Genomic DNA, 23,778 nt, shown 5'->3' with positions numbered 1-23,778 from the left:
ACTTGACCGCTAAATTCCTTAATCTACAGTTTAATCTTCTTTCTTCTTTCTTCTTTCTTCTTTCTTCTTTTCTTATTCATCTTGAAATCCTTTCTTGATTGACTCACTAATCATCAATTTTAACCAACGATGAGGTGAACTAGTAAGTGTTCTTCTGTGTTCAATTAAGTAAAGATCAACAGTATATGGCTTGCTATCAAACGTTTTTATTACTTTAAAGCTTGAATCTAAAATTGAGTCTTTTTCTAATAAATGCCCACCAATAATAAGACGATCTGTGCCTTTAATTGATTCGATAAGCGTTGCTAGTTGCCCTGATTTTAACGCTACATTCCTGCATTTTCCTTGCTTTCTTAATTCCACATCGAGTGGGTTTAGGTATTCACCTGTGGATCGAATATCTAGCGATAAGTCTACAAAGGCGTATTCAAGGCAATCGTCTATCGTGATGTGTTTCTTTTGTAATAAAGGATGGTCAGCAGAACCATAAATAACAGGGTAAGTCTGCCCAATCTTCTCTGAGTGATATTCATCACTAACGACGGTATCTTTGATATGTATTGAGAAATCAACGTGACCTTCTTTTAGTAACAAAATAGGGTCAATAGCAGAGGGGTACTCTTCAAGAGTTACTTTTGGTGCAGCATCATAAATTGCTTTGGCTAATGGGGCAGTAAGCAGTTTACTCATGAGTGGTGGTGTTGATATGCGAAAGGCTTTTTCACACAACTCAGCAGAAAAAGTGGAGCTGTTTATTAAGCTATCAATTGAAAATAAAATCTCATCAAGTTGCGACTCTAACTCTAGTGTTTTAGCGGTAGGTTGTAAGCCATTTGATTCACGATAAAAAAGAGGATCATCAAATAGGTCTCTAAGGCGGCCTAAAATTCGACTCATTGCTGGCTGGGAAAGGAATAGTTTTTCTGCCGCTCGTGATACATTTTTTTCTTTAATTAATACACTAAGAGAAACGAGTAAGTTGAGATCAATTCGAGAAAGCGCTTGTTCAAGTGTTTTCATATATATCCTTAATTGTATTAATAACAAACAATGATATTACATCATAGCATATCAGTTATTTGATCTTATGATTTCTATAAATGCATTTTTAAGTCTATTATTTAATCAATCCAACAGAATTGAATAACAGCTTAGGAGCTATTAAATGAAATTTTCCCTAATAACTAAAAGTGTTTTACTGAGTGCAATGGTTACGGCAACTTGCGTTTCGGCTTCTCAGCCTACGACAAGTCTAGATGGATTTTTTACTGCTGATGGAAAAATGGTGACAGCGCAGACGTACCCAACCGATGAAACGGCTCACCAAATTTTGAAGAATCAAGATCTTGTAGGGGTTAATGAGTTTTTACATAAACGCCAGCTTACCCCAACAGATGCACAGCCTGTGGTTCGCATGAACCGTGATACTTATTATTCAATGGCTGTTGTTGATGTATCAAAAGGAGCTACAGTGACAATGCCTGAGATACCAGAAGGAAAATACATCTCTGTGCAACCCATTACAGAAGATCATCATATTCAACCAATGTACAACGGTGGTGGGACATTTAACTTATCGACTCATACGGGTAAGCATCTTTATTTAGTGATCCGTCTTGATGCTACTTTTACAGAGCAAGAAGCGGCGATGTATCAAGACCAAATGAAAATTAATGCAAATAGTGCAGAGTTGTTTATTTCTGAAAGTGTAAATCAAACATCATTTAAAAAAGTGGAAGATGAGCTGAAGGCTAAAATGCCAATGATAAATGAACGTGATGGCAGCGCAGCATTAACAGGCATGTTTACTGGGTTTAATGATGAATCGACGACATTGTTTACTCAAGAAAAATATGAAGTTGGGGCAGCTATTGGTTGGGGTGGTGCTCAAATGATAGATAATATCTATGAAGTATCAGGCAATTACCCTGCGGATACGTGTTATCAATCAACGTTTGAAGATCCTAAAAACAAAGCGTTTTGGTCTATCACGGTTTATGACAAGTCAGGCTTTATGTTTAACGATGTAGCGAACGTAAGCTCTAACACCGCGACAGTAAATAAAGATGGGACTTACACAGTCAGCTTTGGTTGTGGTGCAGATGCCCCAAATAATATTGAAACAGCGAACGATTCGGGTGTATTTAACTTAGGTATTCGCCATTACCAACCAAGCGATAAAGTTCGAGTGGATGGTTACCGTATTTTACCAACAGTGAAAGCGAAATAATTGATATAAATTGAATTAAATCATAAGCCGTTAGATATATTCTAGCGGCTTTTTATGGTTTTGTTTTACGTAATTCTCAATTAAAGGCTCTGGCTACACGACCATGACTGCTTAATATATAACTACCGATATAAGCTGGGATAAAAACAGATTGTCCCTTAGCCAATACCATTGTTTCCCCATTTTGGCTGCGTAATTCTAACTCACTGTCTATTGCCATTACTATTTCAGCACCGTGGATCTTAACGTCGGCCTCTTTTGGCGAATGTATAATGCCGAAATTAAAGTCGTTTACTGGAATGTCGTAGTTATCACAGAGCCCTTCTTTTTGCGGTGACAAAATCAGATCATCAAAGGCGATAGGTACAAAGTGAGTACATTCAACAAGTTCATCCACATCAATGTGTTTTGGTGTTAACCCTGCACGTAATACATTGTCGGAATTTGCCATTATTTCTAATCCCGTTCCTTTTATATAAGCGTGTGGTGTATTGGCACTTAAATACATCGCTTCGCCTGGCTGTAATGTAATCACATTAAGAAGCAGTGGAGAAAAGAGCCCGACATCATAAGGGTATTGATGGTTTAACTCTATGATTAAGGCAAATTCAGCTTGATCTTGATGAGCTTTGGCATAGGTCAGTAGTTGGTCTAATGCATTGTGTTGTCGTAACTCACTTAGGGTTAATAAACCGTTGAAAAATGTCTTTAATCCTAGGGGGGTAAGTGTGTGGCTAAAATCCATTACTAGATCTGTTAATTCAACAATATGTAAGGCAGCAAAGAACCCCATAATTTCATCGTATGCACGAAACCCATTCATCGCTTGGTAGTCAGTGAGCGCGTAAACCAATTCCGGTTTATGATTCGTATCTTTATAATTTCTATGATCGGCTGTTAGGGAAATGCCTGCTTGTTCTTCTTGTTCAAACCCTTTCTCTGCTTGGCTTTTGCTTGGATGAACTTGAATTGATAACGCTTTATCGGCGGCGAGAATTTTAAATAAAAAAGGAAGATCGCCAAATTCTTGGGCAATATCAGAAGATAAGTAAGCCGATTTATTGGAATTGATTAGCTCTGATAAAGGGATTAAATGCTTATCAAACGTCACCATTGAACAACCTTTAGGATGAGTTCCCATCCAGACCTCAGCTTGTGGTTGCTGTGATTCATTTTCAAAACCAAATAGATCATGAATAGAAGAGGTGCTTCCCCATGCATAGGTTTGAATTTTGTTTTCCATTGGGAAGAAGGAGTGACGTGATAAATGGCCTGATGACATGAATTTTCCCGTAGTTAGCTTTTCTAATCGATTAGAAAGAAAGTGATTTCAGTGGTATTTGATTACTTGAAATACTAGGGAGTAGGCAAAAAAATGCATGAGAGAGGGTCTTAGAATTATTAGGAAAAATTCTTAGAAATGGCGTGGAGATATAAAAAGCGTGAAAAGAGTCACATTGTTGATGGGGCGTAGAATTAAAACTGTGTCATATCGATTGTTAATTAACCAACTTGAGTGAATCGTAAATCAGGCTCGATATACTCAAGTTGGTGTAAATATTGACGCAGTGTTTATAAACGATACCTTGTATCAATTGTTTTCTGAGGTGATTGAGCTTGCAAGAAAGGCAAGAGAAGAAGCCCGATCACGGCAGCACAAGTCGAAATAGTAACGAAAAATCCAGTCCAACCGTAGGTTTCTAAAATGAGAGCCAGTGGATACCCAGATAATGCGGCACCCATATAAGCGAAGAGACCAACAAAACCAGTGGCTGCCCCTGCGGAATCCTTGTGTGAGCATTCTGCTGCTGCCATACCAATTAACATTTGAGGACCAAAGACAAAAAAGCCTATACAGAAAAGCCCGGCGGCTTGAAAAACAAAATTAGTCAAAGGCATCAGCCACAATGCAGACACCGACAAGAAAATCCCGATAGCAAACAAGATATTCATTGGTCCACGGTTACCTGCAAATAACCGGTCAGAGCCCCAACCCGCAACAAGTGAGCCAATAAACCCACCAATTTCAAATAGAGATAACGCAGCATTAGCGTTAATTAAACTGTAGTTATGCTCTTCAGTTAGATATAAATTTCCCCAATCATTAACCGCGGTTCTTACGATATAAACCAACACATAACTAAAAGCGAGTAACCAAATATACTTATTGCTAAATACATAGGTTTTTAATATCTCTCGATAGCTTAGTCCTTGTCCATGGTTCTCTTGTGCTAATTCTAAAGGGTCATTTCGCCATTGTCCTACGCTAGGTAATCCCATGGTTGTTGGCTTATCTCGTAAACGCCAACACACAATTAACCCAATAATAATGCCTATGACGCCAGGCCAAATAAAGCCAGCTCGCCAGCTATAATGCAAAGTAAGGTAACCCACTAGAATCGGGATAAGGGCACCACCAATATTATGTGCGGTGTTCCATGTTGCCCAACGAAACCCACGCTCTGATCGTGAATACCAGGTGGTTAATAGTTTGGAACATGAAGGCCATCCCCAGCCTTGAAACCACGCGTTCAACATCCAAAGAGAGATAAAGGCCATTAAAGAGCTAGAAAAACCAAACGCGATATTAATAATCCCCGTCGCTATCAAGCCAATACCCATAAAATAGCGTGGGTTTGAGCGATCCGAAATCGTGCCGGAGATAAATTTTGATAGGCCATAAGTAATATAGAAAAGCGTACCAATTAAGCCTATGTCCCCTTTATCTAAGCCCAAATCGGTGATCATCGCTGGGGCGGCATAGTTGAAGGTCTTACGAGTAAAGTAAAATCCGGCATAACCTACGTACATTCCTAGCATGATATGCAAGCGCCAGTAACGATAGCTTTGATTAATCTTTTCCTCACTCAATGGCGTGGAATTTGAAGTCGTCGAGCGTAAAAATCCAAACATATTTATACTCACACTTTAGGTAATGCAATGCTGATTTTAGTACCAGAAAGCGGGGTGTTTGAGTCAATTACCATCTTTCCTCCAAGAGCTTGAACCCGTTCTTGCATACCGCGAACCCCCATTCCGTTCATTAAATCTTGTGCTTTAAAACCAATGCCATTATCAGAAATTAAGAGGGTCACTTGGCTATCTAATATCAACGTAATGTGGATCTCATTGGCCTCTGCATATTTATAAGCGTTGTTTAATGATTCCTGACATAAACGAAAAATGGTCACTTTAAGAGTGTCACTTAAGCACAGGTAATCACCCTGCCAATTCAAGTTGATATCAATACCATGATCAGAAAATTCCATTTCTCGAATAAGCTGCTCAACAGATTCTTTGAGATCGAGATCATCAAGCATTTTGGGTCTTAGTTTCGTTAATAATCGTTTAGTGGTGTCGTATACGTTTAGAGAAAGTGTTTCTATTGTATCAGCACAACGAACGCTCATTTCAGCCGCATCAATGCGTTTTATGATGTTTGCCTGAGTTCGAATTGCGGTAATGTTTTGACCAATCTCATCATGTAATTCACGAGCGATATCACGACGAACTGATTCTTCAGCCGTGATTAATTGACGAGATAGGTTTTGATTGCGAGAGAGCTCACTGCGTAATTTATGGTTTAAATCTTTTTGTTTTTGCACCGCTAAACCAAGCAATATACCGGTAATTGTTTGTGCAGAAAGAGATAAGAGTAGATCGGTAATTTCTAATTTAGAAACACCACTGTGGGCTGCAATTAATGCGACGCTATTAAATAATGTGGCGAGTAATGCACCTTGCCAACCGTAACGAACGGCAAGCAATATAATCGGGATCGCCATACAAAAAGGAGCAAATCGTCTTAATTCTTCAGGTAAGCTCGTCTGTATAAAAATACTGGCAATAAATAACAGGCTATACAGCGCAATATGACGAATTTTAAATTCAACAACGGTATTAATTAAGTAAGAACTGAGTGGTGCCCATTTGTTTTGGAAGAGGTAATTCCAGACTAAATAACACATAGGAACCAACATTAAACCGCCAGTGATACTGACGAGCCACACCATATAAATCGAAGGTACATGAAAACCAACGGCAGAAAGATTAATAAAAGCCATGATGATGATGACGCTTGTCATGACTAATAGATGGCGATTCTGATCACCGTAGTAATAGCGTTTAGCCAATAAAGTAACCGGAATACTCAATGCACTGGCAATGAGGACAGTTAACCATTGTGGTTCATTTAGCAAAAGAGCTAACGCAATCGTCAGACCCCACTCCGCAATGTAAATGGCTGGCCAGTATCGTGTTCGTGTGTGCAGTGCTATCCCTAATCGTAAAGAAAAAGGAAACAACAAAATAGCCAGTTCAGGATCGTTAATGAAATAGTAGGCAATGACCCACAAACAAAACCATGAACACCCAGCCATAAAAATGCCACAGACAGAAGTGGCTAAATAAGTTCGCATTAGTAAGCGTCTTGGGAGAACAGTTTGGCTAACTCAACGTTGTTTTTAACGCTCAATTTATCCATGGCATTAGCTCGATGTACATGCACCGTTTTATGGCTTAACCCCAATTTTGTTGCGATAGACTTAACATCTAATCCATTAGCAAGTAATTGACATACTTCGTTTTCTCGGCGAGTTAGCTGGCTAAGTGATGTGTTTCTTTTTACTGGTGTAGCAAGTTTTATTGCAATGTCTGGGGTGAGATAACAGCCCCCATTTGCTCCTGTTCGCACGGCTTGGATTAGTTCATCAGGACTGCAACGTTTACTTAAGTAGCCTTTTGCTCCTAGCTCTAACGATTTTTCAACCATAGCGGGAGAGTCGTGAACACTGAGCATAATACTGGCGATGCCGGAGGGGATATCTTCGAGCAGACTTAAACCACTTTCATCTTGCATTGAAATATCTAGGATAACGACATCTGGGTGGCAACTCGGAAGTCCGCGACGTGCTTCTGCCGCAGAGCTGAATTGACCAACCACAGAGATATCAGATTCTAGGCTGAGTAATTGAGCAAAACCAGAACGGACAATGACGTGGTCATCAACAAGTGCAACATTAATCATGATATTAACCAGAATGTAGAGTGAGAAACGAAATAACTCCCAATGATAAGAGAATCAATATTAAGACTGAATAATGATACTTAATTGATGGGATGATTTGTATGATCTCGCGCGCTTTACGTAAGTTAAGCGCGCGAAAATTGATTACGCTTGGTTTGCAGCTAAGTGCAGTTTTTTAGCGTGGCGGATCTTTTTCTCTTCAGCGATAGCAACGAAAAGAAGTAAGACAATACAAATCGCGGCGGAGGTATCTAATGCGGCGAAAGTACCTTCCCAGCCCGTTAAGCCAAAGATAGGTGTACCATCGGCAATCATACCAAGACCTAGTTTTGCAAAGCTGTCACCAATTAGATAAGCGAAAGTACCTTTAACGCCGTCGGCAACACTGATTGCTTTTTTCGGAACAAAACCAACCGCAGCAACACCAATCAATAGTTGAGGACCAAACACTAAGAAACCAAGAATAAAGAGTGAACCAAGGTACATGAATTCGCTGGTTGCATTTTGGTAGAACTCAAGCGATACAATGATTAAACCAAGAGACACACAAGCCACCAAAGCACGACGACCATTCGCGAGATCGGATAAATAACCCCACATTAGCGTACCAACAAGTGCTCCGACTTCAAACAACGTGAAACCTGTAATCGCCGTTTCTTTTGATAGGCCAAGCTCTTGGTATGCGTAAACCGTTGACCATTGGTCGATACCAATACGAACAATGTATAAGAAAATGTTAGCGAAGCAGAGTAACCAGATCACTTTGTTTTTAAGTACGTACTCAACAAAGATCTCTTTTTTCGTCATGTGGTTTTCTTCAGCGATCGTATCTTCTTCACTGATTTCTTCGTCAAAAAGCTCTTCTACTGTACCTAGACCGTAAGCTTCCGGTGAGTCATTACCAAAACGCATTCCAATAAAACCAACGATGATCGCGATGATAGAAGGGAAGACGAACATGCCGATAACGTTGCCATCAAAAAAATAGTTAGCACCAAATAAAGCGACACCAGCAGCACCTGCACCACCCACATTATGAGACATGTTCCACAAGCCTAAATATGACCCGCGTTTATTACGTGGTGTCCATTTAGTGATGGTGGAATAGCTTGAAGGGCCACCCGTACTTTGGAAGAAACCGCTGAGAGCGTAAAAGGCTATCATCATGAATAAGCTAGCACTGCCGCCGCCCATACTGAAGCTGAAACCTAGCATAGCTAAGCCCGAAAGAATAAGCATGAAAGGCAAAAATTGTTTGGTATTTTTCCCATCGGCATAATAGGAAACAACCGTTTTACCAATACCGTAAGTGATTGAAAAACCAAGACCAATTAAGCCAAGTTCTGTCATCGACAATCCGTAAGTTGAAATCATGTCGTTTTGTGCGACATTGAAGTTTTTACGAATCAGATACATGGTTAGATAACCAATAAACACGACCAAGTAAGATTGTAGGAAAGGTTTAAACCACATCTTTCTTCTGACTTCTACCGGAAGATCTAGTGTCGGTTTTCTAACCTGTTCTAGGAACTTTAACATTGTGAACTCTCTTATAATGTATGAGGGTATGCATGAGGGGTTAACTCTCAATGCGCTCTTTATATATTGGATTGATTGAAATAGTAGAGAGTAGGAAGGGAGCTTGCATGAGAGAGGGTCTTAGAATGACTAGGAAAAATTCTTAGAAATTAACAAGCTGTATAGAAAGCGTGAAAAGAGTCACATTGTTGGGCATAAAAAGGAAATGAAGCCGTTAACGTGAGTTAGTTGGTTATTTATTAAATGGAAAATCGTCAATATTTAAGTTGAATAACATCAAATTCAATTGTTCAAAGAACATATAATGGTTCTATTAGGGGAATGTTTTATAATTTAAAATATTGAATTTGATGGTTAAATTCAGAAAAGAAAGAAATAAATAATCATGCAGATTGATGCTATAAAAGTAATACTTTCGATGATCCATTCTTTGTCATCCCAGCCGAGCATTCTAATTTCTGATGGGGTGAAGTTGATTTCTAAGTCTTCAAAATCTTCATTTAAATCGCACATAACAAATCCTCTTAAATAGTCAGTAAAAAGAGGTTATCTGCTTTTCTAGTTTAGTTAAATTTAATAATGTAAAACGAGTGTTTAAATTTAATTAACCAGTAAATTTTGTTATTGGTCCATTTTAATCATAAAAAAAGATGAAAGAGAGGCTCTTTCATCCTTTAAATTGAGGCTTTTTATTGGCTAGCTATCTTGATTAAAATCCAAATTTTCCGTTAGTGTTTTTCCATTCTGTTTTTTCAGGAATGGCTTCAACCGTGTCCCAATGTTCTACGATCTTGCCGTTATCTAGGCGGACGCGGTGCGGAGCTTCTGGATCATGAGAGAGGGAGGTTCTTTCATACAAAGAAGACAGTTCGATGATCTCTAATTCAGTATTATTGCTTTTGTCGTGATTAAAACCAACATTAGGGATATTCATAACTGTCCTTTTTATCAGTGACGTTTTGCAACTAAGGTAAATTTGTAATCTCTTGGCGAGATAAAGTTACGGCTGTATTCAAAAACGATGCCACCCTTTAAATAGCCTCGGCTGCGTTTTTCAATAATAGGCACGCCTTCTTCCGTATTCAGATAATCGGCAATATCTTTACTTGGCAGAATTGGTACTAGTTCTTGCTCACTGCGATCAATCGTTAATCCTTTCGTGTTCTCAATAAAATCGTATTTAGATTGTTGCATGACTTGGTAAGACAGATCCGGGAAGAGAGCAACAGGTAACCACGTTTCTTCGACAGCAATCGGATTGTTATCAATATAACGCACACGCTTTACGTAAAACATGTGTTCATTCTCTGCTATGTCTAAATGCTCAGCCATTACGAGTGATGCTTTTTGGATTTCAAACGCCAATACATCGCTGTGGGTTGCCACATCTAAATGTGCCCACTTTTCTTGAAAGCTCGATTGTTGGTAAATATCGTAATTTACCTTGTTCTCTTTTACGTAAGTGCCGCTGCCTTGCACACTTTCGAGCTCATCATTTTCTATTAATAGTTTTAATGCCTGACGGATAGTCACTCGACTAACAGAAAACAGTTCTCGTAATTGCGCTTCACTTGGAAGTGCTTCACCGACTTTATATTCGCCTTGGCTGATCTTCTCTCGGATAGCATCAGCAATTTGACGATACATTGGGAGCCTTGCCATTAAAACCTCGTAATTTTACTGTAAAAATTGTCTACACTAACTTGTATCATACGAATAAAAGGTAATAAGACAAGTTTTAATGCCAATTTGATTCTAATACATATTTAATACAGGTTGTGGTGGTTGTGATAGTCATCACAGATAAGTTGTATTAAAAAGGTATTATTGTCTCAGTTACCAAATACAAACACTCATTCGTGACATGGGACAAAGGTTATGAAACTGACTACTCTTACAAATAAGTCGCTCATTAATCTGCAGACGACATTTAATAGCAGAGAAGAAGCGATTTATGCACTTGCTGACCAATTAGAACAACAAGGCAAGTTACATAATAAAGATGAATATTTAGAGGCTGTATTTGCTCGTGAAGCAGAAGGCCCAACCGCGTTAGGTGAAGGGTTAGCAGTACCTCACGGTAAAACAGATGCGGTAAAAGAAGCCGCATTTGCTGTTGCAACCTTAACGCGAGATCTAAAGTGGAAAGGCGTTGATGAAGATGAGGACGAAGACGTAAACCTTATTTTCTTAATTGCGATCCCTAATGCAGAAGCGGGTTCTACCCACATGCATTTACTGACGGAATTAACCACAACCTTAGTGGATGATGATGTTCGTGAAGCCGTATTAAATGCCACCACAGCAGAAGAGATTTTTTCTCTGTTTGATGGGCATAAAGAAAAAGACACTGAATCATACAACTTAGATACAAATGCGCCAACAATTGTATGTGTAACTGCGTGCCCTGCAGGCATTGCACACACGTATATGGCTGCGGAATACCTTGAAAAAGCAGGGAAAAAACTTGGTTATAACGTCCATGTTGAAAAACAAGGTGCAAATGGTATTGAAGATCGTATTACTGCCGAGCAACTAAATAAAGCCGTCGCGTGTGTTTTTGCAGCGGAAGTTGCGATTAAAGACGTTGAGCGATTTAAAGGCATTCCACGAGTTGAAACGCCAGTAGCAGAGCCTATTCGTCATGCAGAACGCATTCTTAATGACGCGATAGAAGAAGGTAAAAAAGGGCGTTCTGCCGATTTTGTGGAAGCAACAGACGACAAACCTAAAAAATTACCACTGAAAACAGAATTAAAACAAGCCCTACTAAGCGGTATTTCGTTTGCCGTACCATTGATCATCGCTGGCGGTACAGTGCTTGCGGTTGCTGTTCTTATTGCTCAAATTTTTGACTTACAAGAACTGTACGCGACAGATGGTTCATGGTTATGGATGTACCGTAAATTAGGTGGTGGCTTGCTTGGTACGCTAATGGTTCCAGTACTGGCAGCGTACACGGCTTACTCCCTTGCAGATAAACCGGCGTTAGGTCCAGGTTTTGCTGCGGGTCTTGCGGCTAACTTGATTGGTGCGGGTTTCCTTGGTGGTGTTGTTGGTGGTTTATTAGCTGGCTATGTCATGCGTTGGGTGAAAGAAAATATTCGCCTAGCCCCTGCATTCAACGGTTTCCTTACGTTTTATCTTTATCCTGTGATCGGTACTTTGGTCGTTGGTAGTTTAATGTTATTCGTTATTGGTAAGCCAGTTGCGTTTTTAAACCAAGGTTTAACGGATTGGCTAAACGGTTTGTCAGGTACTAATGCCATCTTACTTGGTGCGGTACTAGGGTGTTTCGTTTCATTCGACTTAGGTGGTCCTGTCAACAAAGCCGCTTACGCCTTCTGTTTAGGTGCAATGGCGAACGGTGTTTATGGTCCTTACGCCATCTTCGGTTCAGTAAAAATGGTATCAGCCTTTACGGTAACGGCGTCAACCATGATAGCGCCTCGTTTGTTCAAAGATTTTGAAATCGAAACGGGTAAATCAACATGGCTACTTGGCCTTGCAGGTATTACTGAAGGTGCGATTCCAATGGCGATTGAAGATCCAATTCGTGTTATCGGTTCATTCCTTGTGGGTTCGATTGTAACGGGTGCAATGGTTGGTGCCGCAGGTGTTGGTTTATCTACACCAGGAGCAGGCATCTTCTCGCTCTTCTTATTGCAAGATGGTGGTATGGGGTCATTCATGGCAGCAGCTGTTTGGCTAGGCGCAGCTCTGGTTGGGACGGTGATTTCAACATCAATTCTTATTATGTGGAGAGGCCACGCAGTAAAGAAGGGAAAGCTTGAATTGCAAAAATCTGAAAAAGTAACAGCAGCAACTCAGAACTAACAATAAAACGATTGGAGTATCGGGTTTCCCCCTAAAGTTTCTCGATACTCCTCTCATCTAAACCTCCTAGGTTATCGATACATCATGGGGTTTTAAATGAGAGAGGCTCCACACTCGATTTATTTAAACGACATTAATTTCATTATTGCGGCTGTAAAGCGGCGAGAAAATCAGGTAAAAAATTATGACTACTACATCACGCGTTCATATTACTCCACACATGCACTGGGATCGTGAATGGTATTTCACAACAGAAGAGTCTCGCATTCTTCTTCTTAATAACATGGAAGAAATCATGACCCGTCTGGAAACGGATCCAGACTACAAATACTACGTATTAGATGGTCAAACTGCGTTATTAGAAGATTACTTTGCGATTAAACCAGAACACAAAGAACGAGTAAAAGCGCTAGTTCAAGCCGATAAATTGATTGTTGGCCCTTGGTATTCTCAAACCGATACGATGCAAGTATCAGGCGAATCGATTGTTCGTAATATGATGTATGGTCTACGAGATTGTTTAGAATTAGGTAACCCAATGAGAATTGGTTACTTACCTGACTCATTTTCGATGAGTTCTCAACTACCAATGATTTATAACGCATTTGGAATTGATAGAACCATGTTTTGGCGTGGTTGCTCTGAGCGTCACGGAACAAATAAAACAGAATTTTTATGGCAATCAAATGATGGCAGTGAAGTAACGGCACAAGTATTGCCATTGGGCTACGCGATTGGTAAGTACTTACCTGAAGATGAAGAAGCACTACGCAGCCGACTAGATACTTATTTTAAAGTATTAGAAAATGCGTCAGTAACCAAAGACATTTTATTGCCAAATGGTCACGACCAAATGCCAATTCAAAACAACATTTTTGAAGTGATGGACACATTGCGTTCGGCTTACCCTGATCGTGAATTTATGATGAGTCGTTTTGAAGATGTGTTTGAAAAAATCGAAGGCATGCGTGATCAACTTGATACCATTAAAGGCGAGTTTAATGATGGTAAGTACATGCGTGTTCACCGCAGTATTTCTTCAACGCGTATGGACATTAAACTTATTCATGCTGAAGTTGAGAATAAAATCGTCAATATTCTTGAGCCATTAGCGTCTATCGCATGGACATTAGGGTTTGAATATCACCACGGTTTGATCGAGAAAATGTGGAAAGAAAGCATGAAAAACCATGCGCATGACTCGATTGGTTGTTGTTGTTCTGACAAGGTTCACGCTGAGATTTTAAACCGCTACATTTTAGCTGACGACATGGCAACTAACTTAATCAATTTCTATAAGCGTAAAATTGTTGATCACATGCCTGCTCGTGAAGGCTGTGACAAATTGGCGTTCTTCAACTTATCGCCTTACGTTCGTGAAGAAGTGATTAACACTACCATTACTATTCGTGCTCAAGAGTTTTCTATTTTTGATGATGAAGGCAATCAAGTTGAGTACTTCATTCAAGACCAACGCGAGATTGACCCTGGTAAAATTGACCGTCAAATTGTGCATTACGGAAACTACGACCCGTTTATTGAATACGACATTCAAATTAATCAAATGGTACCAGCAATGGGCTTTACGACCCTTCATATTCAGGCAAATGAAGAAGGGCGTGTAAAAGTTGCAGCGCAAAAAGATTACCTTATGGAAAATGAGTTCTATCGCATTGATGTGAACACCAACGGCACATTAAGTATTTTCGATAAAGAAACAAAAGAGACGTTTGAGCAAGTATTGCGTTTAGAGGATGGATCTGATGATGGTGATGAATACGATTATTCACCTTCTCGTGAAGAATGGTTGATTCACTCTGATGAGTTTACCGCAGAAACAAGCATTAAACATGAAGGTTATCAGTCAGTTGCTTCAATCAAGTTACGTATGCAAGTGCCTACTAACTTAGAAGCGCGTGAATCACGTTCAAACCAAGATGCATTCGTTGATATGGATTGCCAAGTGGTATTGAAGCAAGGTTCTCGTCGTATTGAAGTACGTATGGAGATGGATAACCAAGCGGATGATCACCGAGTTCGAGTGTTAATTCCAACGAAATTTGTTACCGACACCGTTGTTGCAGATAATCAATTTGGGGTTATTACTCGCCCAACGAATGATCCTGCGATGGAAGTATGGGAAGAAGAAAAGTGGAAAGAAGCACCAGTCCCTATTTATCAGCTAATGAATTTCGCAGCGCTTGAAAATGGCACCGCAGGCATGGCCGTAATGACCAATGGTCTGCGTGAGTTTGAAGTGATTACTTCACATAGTGAGCAGCGTGACACGTTAGCATTGACGTTATTTAGAGGCGTTGGCGTGTTAGGTAAAGAGAATTTACTTACTCGTCCAGGTCGTCCATCGGGTATTAAGATCCCAACACCAGATTCTCAAACACGTGGAAAAATAGTGTGTGAATTTGCATTGTTTGGTTTTGCTGGCAATCACATTGATGCAAATGTAATGGCAGAAGCGCGTGATAACGTGACCCCAATTCAGTGTTATAACAAGATCCCATACAACGCAATGAAGCTTAATGTTGGTGAGCAAAATCTACCATTAACGTTCAGCTTATTAGAGAAAGAGAAAAAAGGCGCGGTATTAAGTGTGCTGAAAAAAGCAGAAGATTCTGATGCATTAATTTTGAGAGTCTACAACCCTGCGGAATCGGGATCACTAGAAGATAATGTTCGTTTTTCTCAAGATGTGATGTTCTGGAATCAAGTAAGAATGGATGAAGAATTATTAGAAGTACAAACACCGATAGAGCAATTTGGATTGATATCCCCTTGTCAGGCTAAATCGTTCAAAGTGACTTTCTAAGGTTTTTCATTTGAAAGTAAACCTTCTTCTTTCATGTTTTGGGAGGAGGTTTACGATTACTTTTCATCATCATTAGAGTAGTAGGCATATATAATGCAAACCAACATATTTAAACTCGACAATGTGATTCAAAACTACGCATGGGGCAGCCAAACCTCTATCCAACAATTGTTTGGAATAGAGAACCAAGAAGGCTTGCCTCAAGCAGAAATTTGGATGGGCGCACACCCAAATGGTTGCTCAAAAGTGGAAGCAACAGGTGAGTTGCTGTCAGAGCTAATTAAAAAATATCCGATTGAAACGTTAGGTCGTTATACGCATCAACGTTTTGGTGATTTACCTTATTTATTTAAAGTATTAGCCGCAGATAAGCCATTATCGGTGCAAGTTCATCCAAAGTTGAGCGATGCAAAGTTAGGCTTTGAAAAAGAAAACCAACAAGGTATAGAGCTGGGCGCGTTTAACCGTAATTACAAAGACGCGAATCACAAACCAGAGTTGGTGTATGCACTGACGTTTTATAGAGCAATGAATGGCTTTCGTCCTATTGCTGAAATGGTGTCTATCTTTGAGCAAGCGAATGTCTCCGTATTATCAGAAGCGGTCACTCAATTAAAAGCCTCGCCAACAAGCAGCAGCTTACAAGCTTTCTTTACTACGGTAATGAGTTTGACAGGTAAAGACAAAACCGATGCATTAGCGCAATTGATTGAAGGCTCTGATACTAAAGCCAAAACCAAAGTAGCGCGTGAAGCGTTTGGTATGGTTGCGGAATTTAGTGAAGAGTTCTCGGACGACATAGGGCTGTTTTCGCCATTAATGTTGAATGTGATTGAACTTGAACCGGGTGAAGCGATGTTTTTACACGCAGCAACACCACACGCTTATGTTCAAGGCACAGGATTAGAGATCATGGCGAACTCTGACAATGTACTAAGAGCAGGGTTAACGCCGAAACACATGGACATTGAAGAGCTGATTTCTCATACCGAGTTCCATTCTATTCCATTTGATGACATTCGTTTACACCCGATAAAAAAAGAGCGTAAACACAGTTACCCAATCCCTGTTGATGATTTTGGTTTTGAAATTATCGAAGTGGTTGAAGAGAGTGCTGAACAATATGTTCGTGGTGCTGAAATTCTCTTTTGTATAGAAGGGGAAGTGATTATTGAAAGTGATGACTCGGTAACGACATTACACGCGGGACAATCGGTCTTTGTGTGTAATAACGCAGATGTTTATAGCTGTAAGGGTAAAGGTACATTAGCCCGAGCATATAACTAGGTATTACGTGTATTTCTAGTTTATGATTTTTAATGTAAAAAGGCTTCTAGTGATAGAAGCCTTTTTTATGTTTATAGCATTATTATTCTTGTTTTAATGAGCACTCAACATCAATCAATAATTCACTAAGGTGAGTTGGGCACAGCATATCGTCTTTAGCTACTGAAAACTTAGCTGCCATATTTTGATTAAATAGATTCCAATGTTGCAGTAGCAGTTTTTCATGGTTATCTGCAAATTGTGGCCAGGTTTCAGACATCATTGGCGTTAAGCTTGATGCACCATGAGCAAAAATTAACATTTGCCATTTGGTTTCCCAAATATCGAGCTGTCCATCTGGATTTGCTTGGTTGTACTCTTCAAAAAGATCTTTAAATATCGCTTCAAATTCACACTTAGTTTTTAAGAAGTACTCAAGTAATGCATTGTCATCTTGGCGAATGGCATCAGCAATCATTTTAATTGGCTGTGGGTTCATCAAGGTAAAAGCGGACAGCTTAATAATGAATAGATAAATGCGATAGCTGGGTGTTTTATCGGTTGGTAGTGACTCGATAATCGCATCTAAGTAGCTTTGCATATGTTTATCACAGGCATCACAAATCGCCTTCCAAATCATATCTTTACTACCAAAGTGATGACGAATAAGACTGTGAGAAACACCCGCTTTTTCACTGATATTACGCAGTGATACACGCTCGTAACCTAGCTCGCCAAACATCGTTGCCGCAACCATTAAGATTTGACATTTTGTTTGTTCAGCAGCTTCGGTACTTCTTTTTCCCTGCTTTTTCTCTGTCATTATTCACCCTTAGTTTGTGCTCTTAATTACCAATATATACGTATTAAGTGTTGCTAATAGTTCTGATTTCTGTACAGCCTAATGCGTATTGATGGCCTAAGCATACCAAGTTCAGCACCTAACGCGTACTTAAAAATTCACTTTTCAATTGTTTTACTGCACAAGTGTAAAATATATTGATCTACTTCAAATTAAAACTATACTGCACAACTGTGTAGTAAATAAAATGAGTGGAGATACTTGTGCGAAAACTAAATATAAAGCGCACATTCCTAGGAGCTTTTGTTGTATTAAGCTTGTCGGGTATGTTGACGGGATGCAATAAAGCGATATCTGAAACCACAGATATGACAGTTAAGCCTGTAAAACTATTATCGATAAAAGATCTCGCAGTTGCTGATTCTGATGCGTTTCTTGCGCGTATTGATGCTACGTATCGAGCACAATTGTCATTCCAAGTAGGTGGTGCAGTCTCTGATATCAAAGTAAAAATGGGACAAGCCGTAACTAAAGGCGAGTTATTGGCATCACTAGATCCAAATGATTTACAACTGGCATTGGATGCAGCGAAAGCACAGTTTTCATTAGCGAAGACACAATGGAGTCGCGCGAAAAGTTTGTACAGTAAGAAGCTCATTAGTACTAATGATTACGATCAGCGTGAGACACAATATCAAGCGGCATTGGCAAATTACGAGCAAGCAAAAACGGATTTAAGTTATACCGAAATTCATGCGCCGTTCTCTGGCATTATTTCGTATACCTACGTAAAACCACATCAAATTGTGGGTGAGAAGCAAGAGATTTTAAATCTGATTGATAACTCAACATTGGATGTGTCGGTAACCTTACCTATTAGCTATGTAGATTCAGTTTCTATTCCGGCATTAATCAGCAGTGATATGTGGGTAACCATGGATAATGAACCTAACAATCAAATTCAAGGCAGATTTAAAGAGATCTCAACGCAGCCTAATTTAGACACTAATAGCTACGAGGCGATTGTAACGATGGCCTTACCTAAAGGGCGTAATCTATTAACGGGTATGACGGGACAAGTTCATATTCCAAAACAGAAAAGCGCTGATTATTTGCAACTACCCCAAAGTGCGTGGGTAAATAAAAACACCAAGCAAGGGCAAGTGTGGTTAATGAATGATGAAACAAATACGGTCACTAAAGCGACGTTACCGTTAAACGAGCAAGGGTTGGTGATATCTGGCTTGAATGCAAATGACTATGTTGTGATTGCAGGCGTTGATAGCCTTGTTGAAGGTCAAACAGTAAAAGCATGGCAACGTGAGGAAGGTATTTAATGAAGCGTTCATTATATTCCTTATTGGTAATGAGCCTCTTTATGCTCACGGGCTGCCAAGAAGAAGCGGTAACAGAAACCAGTGAGCCACTTTATATTTCAGGCTTTGCAGTTGGCGCGCCTGTGACTCAACAATTTCGCTCTTTTAAAGGCCAAGTGGTTCCTGCTGAGCAAACCCCGATTGCGTTTCGAGTTACTGGTGAGATCCAAGAGGTATTAGTTAAAGCTGGAGATGTGGTTAAACAAGGCCAACTCATTGCAAAACTAGAAGATAGCAAGGCAAAACAAGCGGTTAATGATGCTAAGGCACAGTATTCGTTAGCGTCAAAACAGTACCAACGCGGTAAAGAATTGAACCGTCGCGCTATGATTTCAAAAGCGGAACTTGATGAATTATTTGCGAATAGAGAACTGGCTCAAGCGACGTATCGTTCAGCAAAAAACCAATTAACGTATACTCATCTTGTTGCGCCATTTAGCGGAAAAGTGCTTGATGTTTATAAAGAGCAGTTTGAACGTGCAGCGGCAGGCGAGCCCATTCTGAATTTGTATCAAAACGATAAAGTGTACGTGCGTATTGATCTTTCAGATAACGTGTTAGCCATGATAAATCCTGAAACCAATCGAGATTCTTACCATCCGGTGACCACATTTGTAGGTTTATTAGATTCTTATTCTATGGAGTATTTAGAGCACACTAGTGAGCCAAATGCTCAAACTCAAACCTATGAGATGTACTTAACCATGCCTCAACCGAGTACTGAGATTTTGCCTGGTACCAGTGCCACGGTGAATGTGGACATGGTAGAAGCCGGGATCACCTCAATTGATGGCTACCATGTTCCAGTGACGGTATTGCAAGCGGGTCAAAAAGCAGGTCTGTTTTATGTGTGGATCATACGTGATGAGCAAGCGGTTAAAGTGCCAGTAACCATTCGCCAAATTAACGGTGAAGGGGCAGTTGTGGCTTCTGGTATTACTCAAGGTGATGTTCTTGCCAACTCAAGTTTACGAAAATTACGTGAAGGCAAAAAGGTAACGTTAGTGGAGAATCAACAATAATGAACATTGCTGAATATTCAATAAAAAACAAAGTCATTAGCTGGCTATTCATTGTTATTTTAACTATTGGTGGAATCACCTCATTTTTAGATTTAGGCCGTTTAGAAGACCCCGCTTTTACGATTAAAGATGCGATGATCATCTCGACTTATCCGGGGGCAACCTCAAAAGAAGTTGAAGAAGAGTTAACGTATCCGTTAGAAAAAGCGATCCGTAAATTACCTTATATCGATAAAATTACATCGACGTCGTCTAATGGGATGTCGCAGATCATGGTGAGCATGAAGATGGATTACGGTCCAGATGAGTTGCCACAGATCTGGGATGAAATGCGTCGTAAAATTAATGATTTGAAACCAACTTTGCCTCAAGGGGTTCAATCTTTACAGATCATTGATGATTTTGGTGACGTGTTTGGCGTAATGATGATGCTGACGGGTGACGATTATAACTATGTAGAGTTAAAACGTTATGCGGACACATTAACGCGCGAATTAGAGCTGATTGATGGGGTCGGTAAAATCTCTATCGCGGGTGATCAACAAGAAATGCTGTTTGTTGAAATATCACTCGATCGCTTAGCCGCACTGAATCTAGACATGAACAGCGTGGCTGGTTTATTAAACCAACAAAATAACGTGGTTCAGGCGGGTGAAGTATTGGTGAATGGCGAGAGCTTAACCATTCGTCCAAGCGGTACGTTAACCACGATTGAATCGTTAGAAGACTTGATTATTCATGGTCGTGATACGGGTAATTTGATCCGCTTAAAAGACGTAGCGACCATTAGCCGTGGCACACAAGAGAAACCAAGCAATGTGATCCGATTTAACGGGAAAAATGCGTTAAATATAGGTTTATCGTTCGCGTCTGGTGTAAACGTGGTCGAAGTTGGTCAGCGTGTTCAAGAAGAGCTAGCGTATTTAGAATCAATAAAACCTGCGGGACTTGAGCTAAGTTATTTCTATAACCAAGCGCAAGAAGTAGATACGTCAGTTCGTGATTTTATCATCAGTTTAGGTGAAGCGGTCGCGATTGTTATTTTGGTTTTATTGTTCGCGATGGGTATGCGAAGCGGCATCATTATTGGTGTTGTTTTATTGCTGACCGTGTTTGGTACCTTCATCTTAATGAGCTACAACAACATTGACCTTCATCGTATCTCATTGGGGGCATTAATTATTGCGTTAGGGATGTTGGTAGATAATGCCATTGTAGTGGTTGAGGGGATTTTAGTTGGCCTCAAAAAAGGGCGAACCAAAGTTCAAGCAGCTGCGGACATTGTAAAACAAACACAATGGCCTTTATTGGGCGCAACAGTGATCGCGATTGCCGCGTTTGCTCCGATTGGTCTGTCTGAAGACGCCACTGGTGAGTTCATGGGCGACTTGTATTGGGTTCTATGTTACTCACTGTTTTTAAGTTGGGTAACGGCTATTACAATCACGCCATTCTTAGCTGACTTGCTATTGAAAGAAGAAGATAAAAATACAGGTGAAGAAGAAGAAGACGCTTACAAAGGGTTCTTATTTACTGCGTTTGGTTCATCACTTAAGTTCGCTTTACGTTTCCGTTGGGTAACGGTTGTCTCGCTAGTGGGTTTACTTGTCGTTGCGGTAATGGCGTTTGGTAATGTGAAGCAGCAATTCTTCCCAGCATCAAACACGCCGATGTTTTACGTAGATATGTGGATGCCAGAAGGCACTGATATTCGTGAGACAATTAAGCAATCAGAAGCGGTTGAGAGCTACATTAATAAGCAAGACAACATTGAGTTTGTTTCAGCCTCGATTGGTCAAGGTATGCAGCGTTTTGCTCTGACGTATCAACCAGAAAAGAGTTATGAAGCGTATGCACAGTTTCAGATCAGAACGACGGATCGTGAAGCCATGTTTAACTTATTAGAAAACCTAACTAACTCATTAGATAAACGTTTTGATAAGCCTACCTTCCAGTTCAAAATGATGGAATTTGGCCCTTCTCCTGCGTCTAAGATCGAAGTTCGTATTTCAGGGCCAGACCCTCAAATTCTGCGTGATTTAGCGACCGATGTTGAAGACATTCTCGCGACAGATTCAGGCTCAAGAAACATTCGACATGATTGGCGTGAACGTACTAAAGAGCTAACGCCTGAGTTTAATGAATCGAAAGCGCGTCGTTTAGGGATCTCAAAAGAAGACTTATCAAATACGCTGCAAATGGCATTTGGTGGTAATACATTAGGAATGCTGCGTGATGGCACACATACTCTGCCAATTGTGGCACGTTTGCCAGAAGTAGAGCGTGTTGATTTTGAATCACTGCAAAACGTGAAGATCTGGAGTCCATCATTACAAAGCTACATTCCAGTAGACCAAGTGATTGATGGTGTGAACCTAGATTGGAGTGAGCCTCTTATCCAGCGTCGCGACAGAAAACGCACTATTACGGTCATGGCAGATCATGATTTATTAAGTGATGATACGCCTGCAAGTTTGTTAGCGCGTGTTCAGCCAAAAGTGTTGGAAATGCCATTACCTGAAGGGTATGAAATTACTTGGGGTGGCGAATATGAATCATCAAAAGATGCACAAGAGTCTCTATTTGGTTCATTACCAATGGGTTACTTGTTCATGTTTATCATCACAATGTTGCTGTTTAACTCGTTTAAAAAGCCGTTAGTGATTTGGTTTACGGTTCCGCTGTCCATCATTGGTGTCGCGTTTGGTTTGTTAAGTACCAACATGCCGTTTAGCTTTACTGCGTTCTTAGGCTTATTAAGTTTAAGCGGTATGATTTTGAAAAACGGGATTGTCTTGCTTGATCAAATCAATCTTCAATTGTCATCAGGTAAAGATCCGTACATTGCGATAGTGGACAGTGCGATCAGTCGTGTGCGCCCTGTGAGTATGGCGGCGTTAACCACAATACTAGGGCTTATCCCATTATTGTTTGATGCCTTCTTTAGCTCAATGGCAATCACTATCATGGCGGGTTTAGGTTTTGCGACCATTCTGACCTTGATTGTAGTGCCGGTAATGTACGCGATTTTATTTAAGATTAAGCCAGCGCAAAGTAACGCATAAACTAACACTGTCTTTGAGTTTATTTTTACTCACCAATCACAATGGCCTTAGGGTTTATTGTGGTTGGTTTTTTACGTTATAATCACCCTAAAGATAGTTACTTATATTTCACGGGTTAATGCTATATTTTGAGTGATAACCCTGTATAATCCGCCGCCTATTTACTGGTAATATCATTGTCTCTCTAAGACAATCATTCACGCGTTAGTTAAACTTAGGAATTCGTTATGACTGAAGAAGAAAGAATTGAACTGCAACAGAACAACCCATTACACGGTCTTAAGTTAGAAATCTTACTGCAAGAGTTGGTTGATCATTACGGATGGGAAATTCTAGACACCGCAATGCGTTTAAACTGTTTCAACACAAACCCGTCAATGGTGAGTAGTGTGAAATATTTGAAGAAAACACAATGGGCAAGAGAGAAGGTTGAAAACTTCTATTTATACCGTTTTAAACGTATGCCTAAAGCGTCTGATCTTGAATATCAAATGCCTCCACGTTCACGCACATTCGCTCATGGTCTTGAACCTCGTGAACCAATGGAATTGACGATTGAATCGATTCTGCTTTCTCAAGCGAAGTCAGCGTCAGCGCACCAAGCCCGCTCTCAAAACCGTGGCGGTAACTATCGTCGATAAGAAAATCATCGATAAGATAACTGTCACTAACTGAATGTTTATCTAATTGTTGAATAAAAAAAGCCAAGCAAGGTAATCCGAGCTTGGCTTTTTTGTGTGTCTTATTTACTACTTTTTATAGCATTAAGTAGGTAAGTAAGTTAGTTAGTA

The 23,778-nt window shown here is 40.0% G+C and carries 18 protein-coding genes; 8 read left to right on the top strand and 10 right to left on the bottom strand.

Features of this window, described 5'->3' with window-relative positions; translation table 11 throughout:
* Positions 1 to 72: 72 nt before the first annotated feature.
* Positions 73 to 1,020: a LysR family transcriptional regulator gene (locus A6E06_RS10230; protein WP_065592342.1), complete on the bottom strand. Its 948-nt coding sequence runs from the start codon at positions 1,018 to 1,020 to the stop codon at positions 73 to 75.
* Between the two features lie 187 nt (positions 1,021 to 1,207).
* Between A6E06_RS10230 and A6E06_RS10225 the strand changes: the two genes are divergently transcribed.
* The gene (locus tag A6E06_RS10225; protein WP_141676943.1) at positions 1,208 to 2,230 is read left to right on the top strand and encodes a DUF1254 domain-containing protein; all 1,023 of its coding nucleotides are present in this window, start codon (positions 1,208 to 1,210) and stop codon (positions 2,228 to 2,230) included.
* Between the two features lie 76 nt (positions 2,231 to 2,306).
* Here the strand turns inward: A6E06_RS10225 and manA (A6E06_RS10220) are convergent, their stop codons facing one another.
* From manA (A6E06_RS10220) to A6E06_RS10190, 8 genes are all read right to left on the bottom strand, one after another.
* Positions 2,307 to 3,512: a mannose-6-phosphate isomerase, class I gene (manA, locus tag A6E06_RS10220; RefSeq protein WP_065592344.1), complete on the bottom strand. Its 1,206-nt coding sequence runs from the start codon at positions 3,510 to 3,512 to the stop codon at positions 2,307 to 2,309.
* Positions 3,513 to 3,802: 290 nt separating this feature from the next.
* Positions 3,803 to 5,143, bottom strand: a complete 1,341-nt coding sequence (locus A6E06_RS10215) for an MFS transporter (RefSeq protein WP_065592345.1) — start codon at positions 5,141 to 5,143, stop codon at positions 3,803 to 3,805.
* A gap of 8 nt (positions 5,144 to 5,151) precedes the next feature.
* Positions 5,152 to 6,648, bottom strand: a complete 1,497-nt coding sequence (gene uhpB / locus A6E06_RS10210) for a signal transduction histidine-protein kinase/phosphatase UhpB (RefSeq protein WP_065592346.1) — start codon at positions 6,646 to 6,648, stop codon at positions 5,152 to 5,154.
* The gene (gene uhpA / locus A6E06_RS10205) at positions 6,648 to 7,256 is read right to left on the bottom strand and encodes a transcriptional regulator UhpA (RefSeq protein WP_065592347.1); all 609 of its coding nucleotides are present in this window, start codon (positions 7,254 to 7,256) and stop codon (positions 6,648 to 6,650) included. The genes uhpB and uhpA overlap by 1 nt, the downstream gene beginning before the upstream one ends.
* Before the next feature lie 144 nt (positions 7,257 to 7,400).
* Positions 7,401 to 8,795, bottom strand: coding sequence for a hexose-6-phosphate:phosphate antiporter (gene uhpT / locus A6E06_RS10200; RefSeq protein ID WP_065592348.1), 1,395 nt, complete (start codon positions 8,793 to 8,795; stop codon positions 7,401 to 7,403).
* A gap of 360 nt (positions 8,796 to 9,155) precedes the next feature.
* Complete coding sequence (locus A6E06_RS19965) at positions 9,156 to 9,308, bottom strand: hypothetical protein (RefSeq protein WP_175365422.1); 153 nt, start codon at positions 9,306 to 9,308, stop codon at positions 9,156 to 9,158.
* Between the two features lie 196 nt (positions 9,309 to 9,504).
* Entirely contained in the window at positions 9,505 to 9,729 is a 225-nt protein-coding gene (locus A6E06_RS20110; RefSeq protein WP_065592349.1) for a hypothetical protein, read from the bottom strand.
* 14 nt (positions 9,730 to 9,743) lie between these two features.
* A complete protein-coding gene (locus tag A6E06_RS10190; protein ID WP_065592350.1) occupies positions 9,744 to 10,457 on the bottom strand; it encodes a GntR family transcriptional regulator in 714 nt (237 codons plus the stop codon).
* A gap of 216 nt (positions 10,458 to 10,673) precedes the next feature.
* Here A6E06_RS10190 and mngA point away from each other — a divergent pair, with 216 nt between their 5' ends.
* From mngA to manA (A6E06_RS10175), 3 genes are all read left to right on the top strand, one after another.
* A complete protein-coding gene (mngA, locus tag A6E06_RS10185) occupies positions 10,674 to 12,632 on the top strand; it encodes a PTS 2-O-a-mannosyl-D-glycerate transporter subunit IIABC (RefSeq protein WP_065592351.1) in 1,959 nt (652 codons plus the stop codon).
* Between the two features lie 184 nt (positions 12,633 to 12,816).
* The gene (gene mngB / locus A6E06_RS10180; protein WP_065592352.1) at positions 12,817 to 15,456 is read left to right on the top strand and encodes a mannosylglycerate hydrolase; all 2,640 of its coding nucleotides are present in this window, start codon (positions 12,817 to 12,819) and stop codon (positions 15,454 to 15,456) included.
* 93 nt (positions 15,457 to 15,549) lie between these two features.
* The gene (manA, locus tag A6E06_RS10175; RefSeq protein WP_065592353.1) at positions 15,550 to 16,743 is read left to right on the top strand and encodes a mannose-6-phosphate isomerase, class I; all 1,194 of its coding nucleotides are present in this window, start codon (positions 15,550 to 15,552) and stop codon (positions 16,741 to 16,743) included.
* Positions 16,744 to 16,825: 82 nt separating this feature from the next.
* On the opposite strand, the gene A6E06_RS10170 is transcribed toward manA (A6E06_RS10175), so the two are convergent.
* A complete protein-coding gene (locus A6E06_RS10170; RefSeq protein ID WP_065592354.1) occupies positions 16,826 to 17,545 on the bottom strand; it encodes a TetR/AcrR family transcriptional regulator in 720 nt (239 codons plus the stop codon).
* A 242-nt stretch (positions 17,546 to 17,787) separates the two neighbouring features.
* On the opposite strand from A6E06_RS10170, the gene A6E06_RS10165 reads away from it, so the two are divergent.
* The 4 genes from A6E06_RS10165 to A6E06_RS10150 all read left to right on the top strand — a co-directional run bounded on the left by A6E06_RS10165 (position 17,788) and on the right by A6E06_RS10150 (position 23,628).
* A complete protein-coding gene (locus A6E06_RS10165; protein WP_065592355.1) occupies positions 17,788 to 18,861 on the top strand; it encodes an efflux RND transporter periplasmic adaptor subunit in 1,074 nt (357 codons plus the stop codon).
* On the top strand, positions 18,861 to 19,922 hold the full coding sequence (locus tag A6E06_RS10160) for an efflux RND transporter periplasmic adaptor subunit (RefSeq protein WP_065592356.1): 1,062 nt from the start codon (positions 18,861 to 18,863) through the stop codon (positions 19,920 to 19,922). Before A6E06_RS10165 ends, A6E06_RS10160 begins: the two co-directional genes overlap by 1 nt.
* Positions 19,922 to 22,987: an efflux RND transporter permease subunit gene (locus A6E06_RS10155; RefSeq protein WP_065592357.1), complete on the top strand. Its 3,066-nt coding sequence runs from the start codon at positions 19,922 to 19,924 to the stop codon at positions 22,985 to 22,987. Before A6E06_RS10160 ends, A6E06_RS10155 begins: the two co-directional genes overlap by 1 nt.
* 227 nt (positions 22,988 to 23,214) lie before the next feature.
* Entirely contained in the window at positions 23,215 to 23,628 is a 414-nt protein-coding gene (locus tag A6E06_RS10150) for a VF530 family DNA-binding protein (protein ID WP_065592358.1), read from the top strand.
* Positions 23,629 to 23,778 lie beyond the last annotated feature (150 nt).

It is taken from the genome of Aliivibrio sp. 1S175, from assembly GCF_001690985.1.
In the GTDB taxonomy this organism is placed as follows: Bacteria; Pseudomonadota; Gammaproteobacteria; order Enterobacterales; family Vibrionaceae; genus Aliivibrio.
Note: the sequence above shows the minus strand (reverse complement) of the source record. Positions and strands in the feature narration are given on the sequence as shown.

What these genes read in the sequence shown, in the direction of transcription:
- A6E06_RS10230 (WP_065592342.1), bottom strand. Translation starts at nt 1,020, where the DNA reads ATGAAAACACTTGAACAAGCGCTTTCTCGAATTGATCTCAACTTACTC.
- A6E06_RS10225 (WP_141676943.1), top strand. Translation starts at nt 1,208, where the DNA reads ATGGTTACGGCAACTTGCGTTTCGGCTTCTCAGCCTACGACAAGTCTA.
- manA (WP_065592344.1), bottom strand. Translation starts at nt 3,512, where the DNA reads ATGTCATCAGGCCATTTATCACGTCACTCCTTCTTCCCAATGGAAAAC.
- A6E06_RS10215 (WP_065592345.1), bottom strand. Translation starts at nt 5,143, where the DNA reads ATGTTTGGATTTTTACGCTCGACGACTTCAAATTCCACGCCATTGAGT.
- uhpB (WP_065592346.1), bottom strand. Translation starts at nt 6,648, where the DNA reads ATGCGAACTTATTTAGCCACTTCTGTCTGTGGCATTTTTATGGCTGGG.
- uhpA (WP_065592347.1), bottom strand. Translation starts at nt 7,256, where the DNA reads ATGATTAATGTTGCACTTGTTGATGACCACGTCATTGTCCGTTCTGGT.
- uhpT (WP_065592348.1), bottom strand. Translation starts at nt 8,795, where the DNA reads ATGTTAAAGTTCCTAGAACAGGTTAGAAAACCGACACTAGATCTTCCG.
- A6E06_RS19965 (WP_175365422.1), bottom strand. Translation starts at nt 9,308, where the DNA reads ATGTGCGATTTAAATGAAGATTTTGAAGACTTAGAAATCAACTTCACC.
- A6E06_RS20110 (WP_065592349.1), bottom strand. Translation starts at nt 9,729, where the DNA reads ATGAATATCCCTAATGTTGGTTTTAATCACGACAAAAGCAATAATACT.
- A6E06_RS10190 (WP_065592350.1), bottom strand. Translation starts at nt 10,457, where the DNA reads ATGGCAAGGCTCCCAATGTATCGTCAAATTGCTGATGCTATCCGAGAG.
- mngA (WP_065592351.1), top strand. Translation starts at nt 10,674, where the DNA reads ATGAAACTGACTACTCTTACAAATAAGTCGCTCATTAATCTGCAGACG.
- mngB (WP_065592352.1), top strand. Translation starts at nt 12,817, where the DNA reads ATGACTACTACATCACGCGTTCATATTACTCCACACATGCACTGGGAT.
- manA (WP_065592353.1), top strand. Translation starts at nt 15,550, where the DNA reads ATGCAAACCAACATATTTAAACTCGACAATGTGATTCAAAACTACGCA.
- A6E06_RS10170 (WP_065592354.1), bottom strand. Translation starts at nt 17,545, where the DNA reads ATGACAGAGAAAAAGCAGGGAAAAAGAAGTACCGAAGCTGCTGAACAA.
- A6E06_RS10160 (WP_065592356.1), top strand. Translation starts at nt 18,861, where the DNA reads ATGAAGCGTTCATTATATTCCTTATTGGTAATGAGCCTCTTTATGCTC.
- A6E06_RS10155 (WP_065592357.1), top strand. Translation starts at nt 19,922, where the DNA reads ATGAACATTGCTGAATATTCAATAAAAAACAAAGTCATTAGCTGGCTA.
- A6E06_RS10150 (WP_065592358.1), top strand. Translation starts at nt 23,215, where the DNA reads ATGACTGAAGAAGAAAGAATTGAACTGCAACAGAACAACCCATTACAC.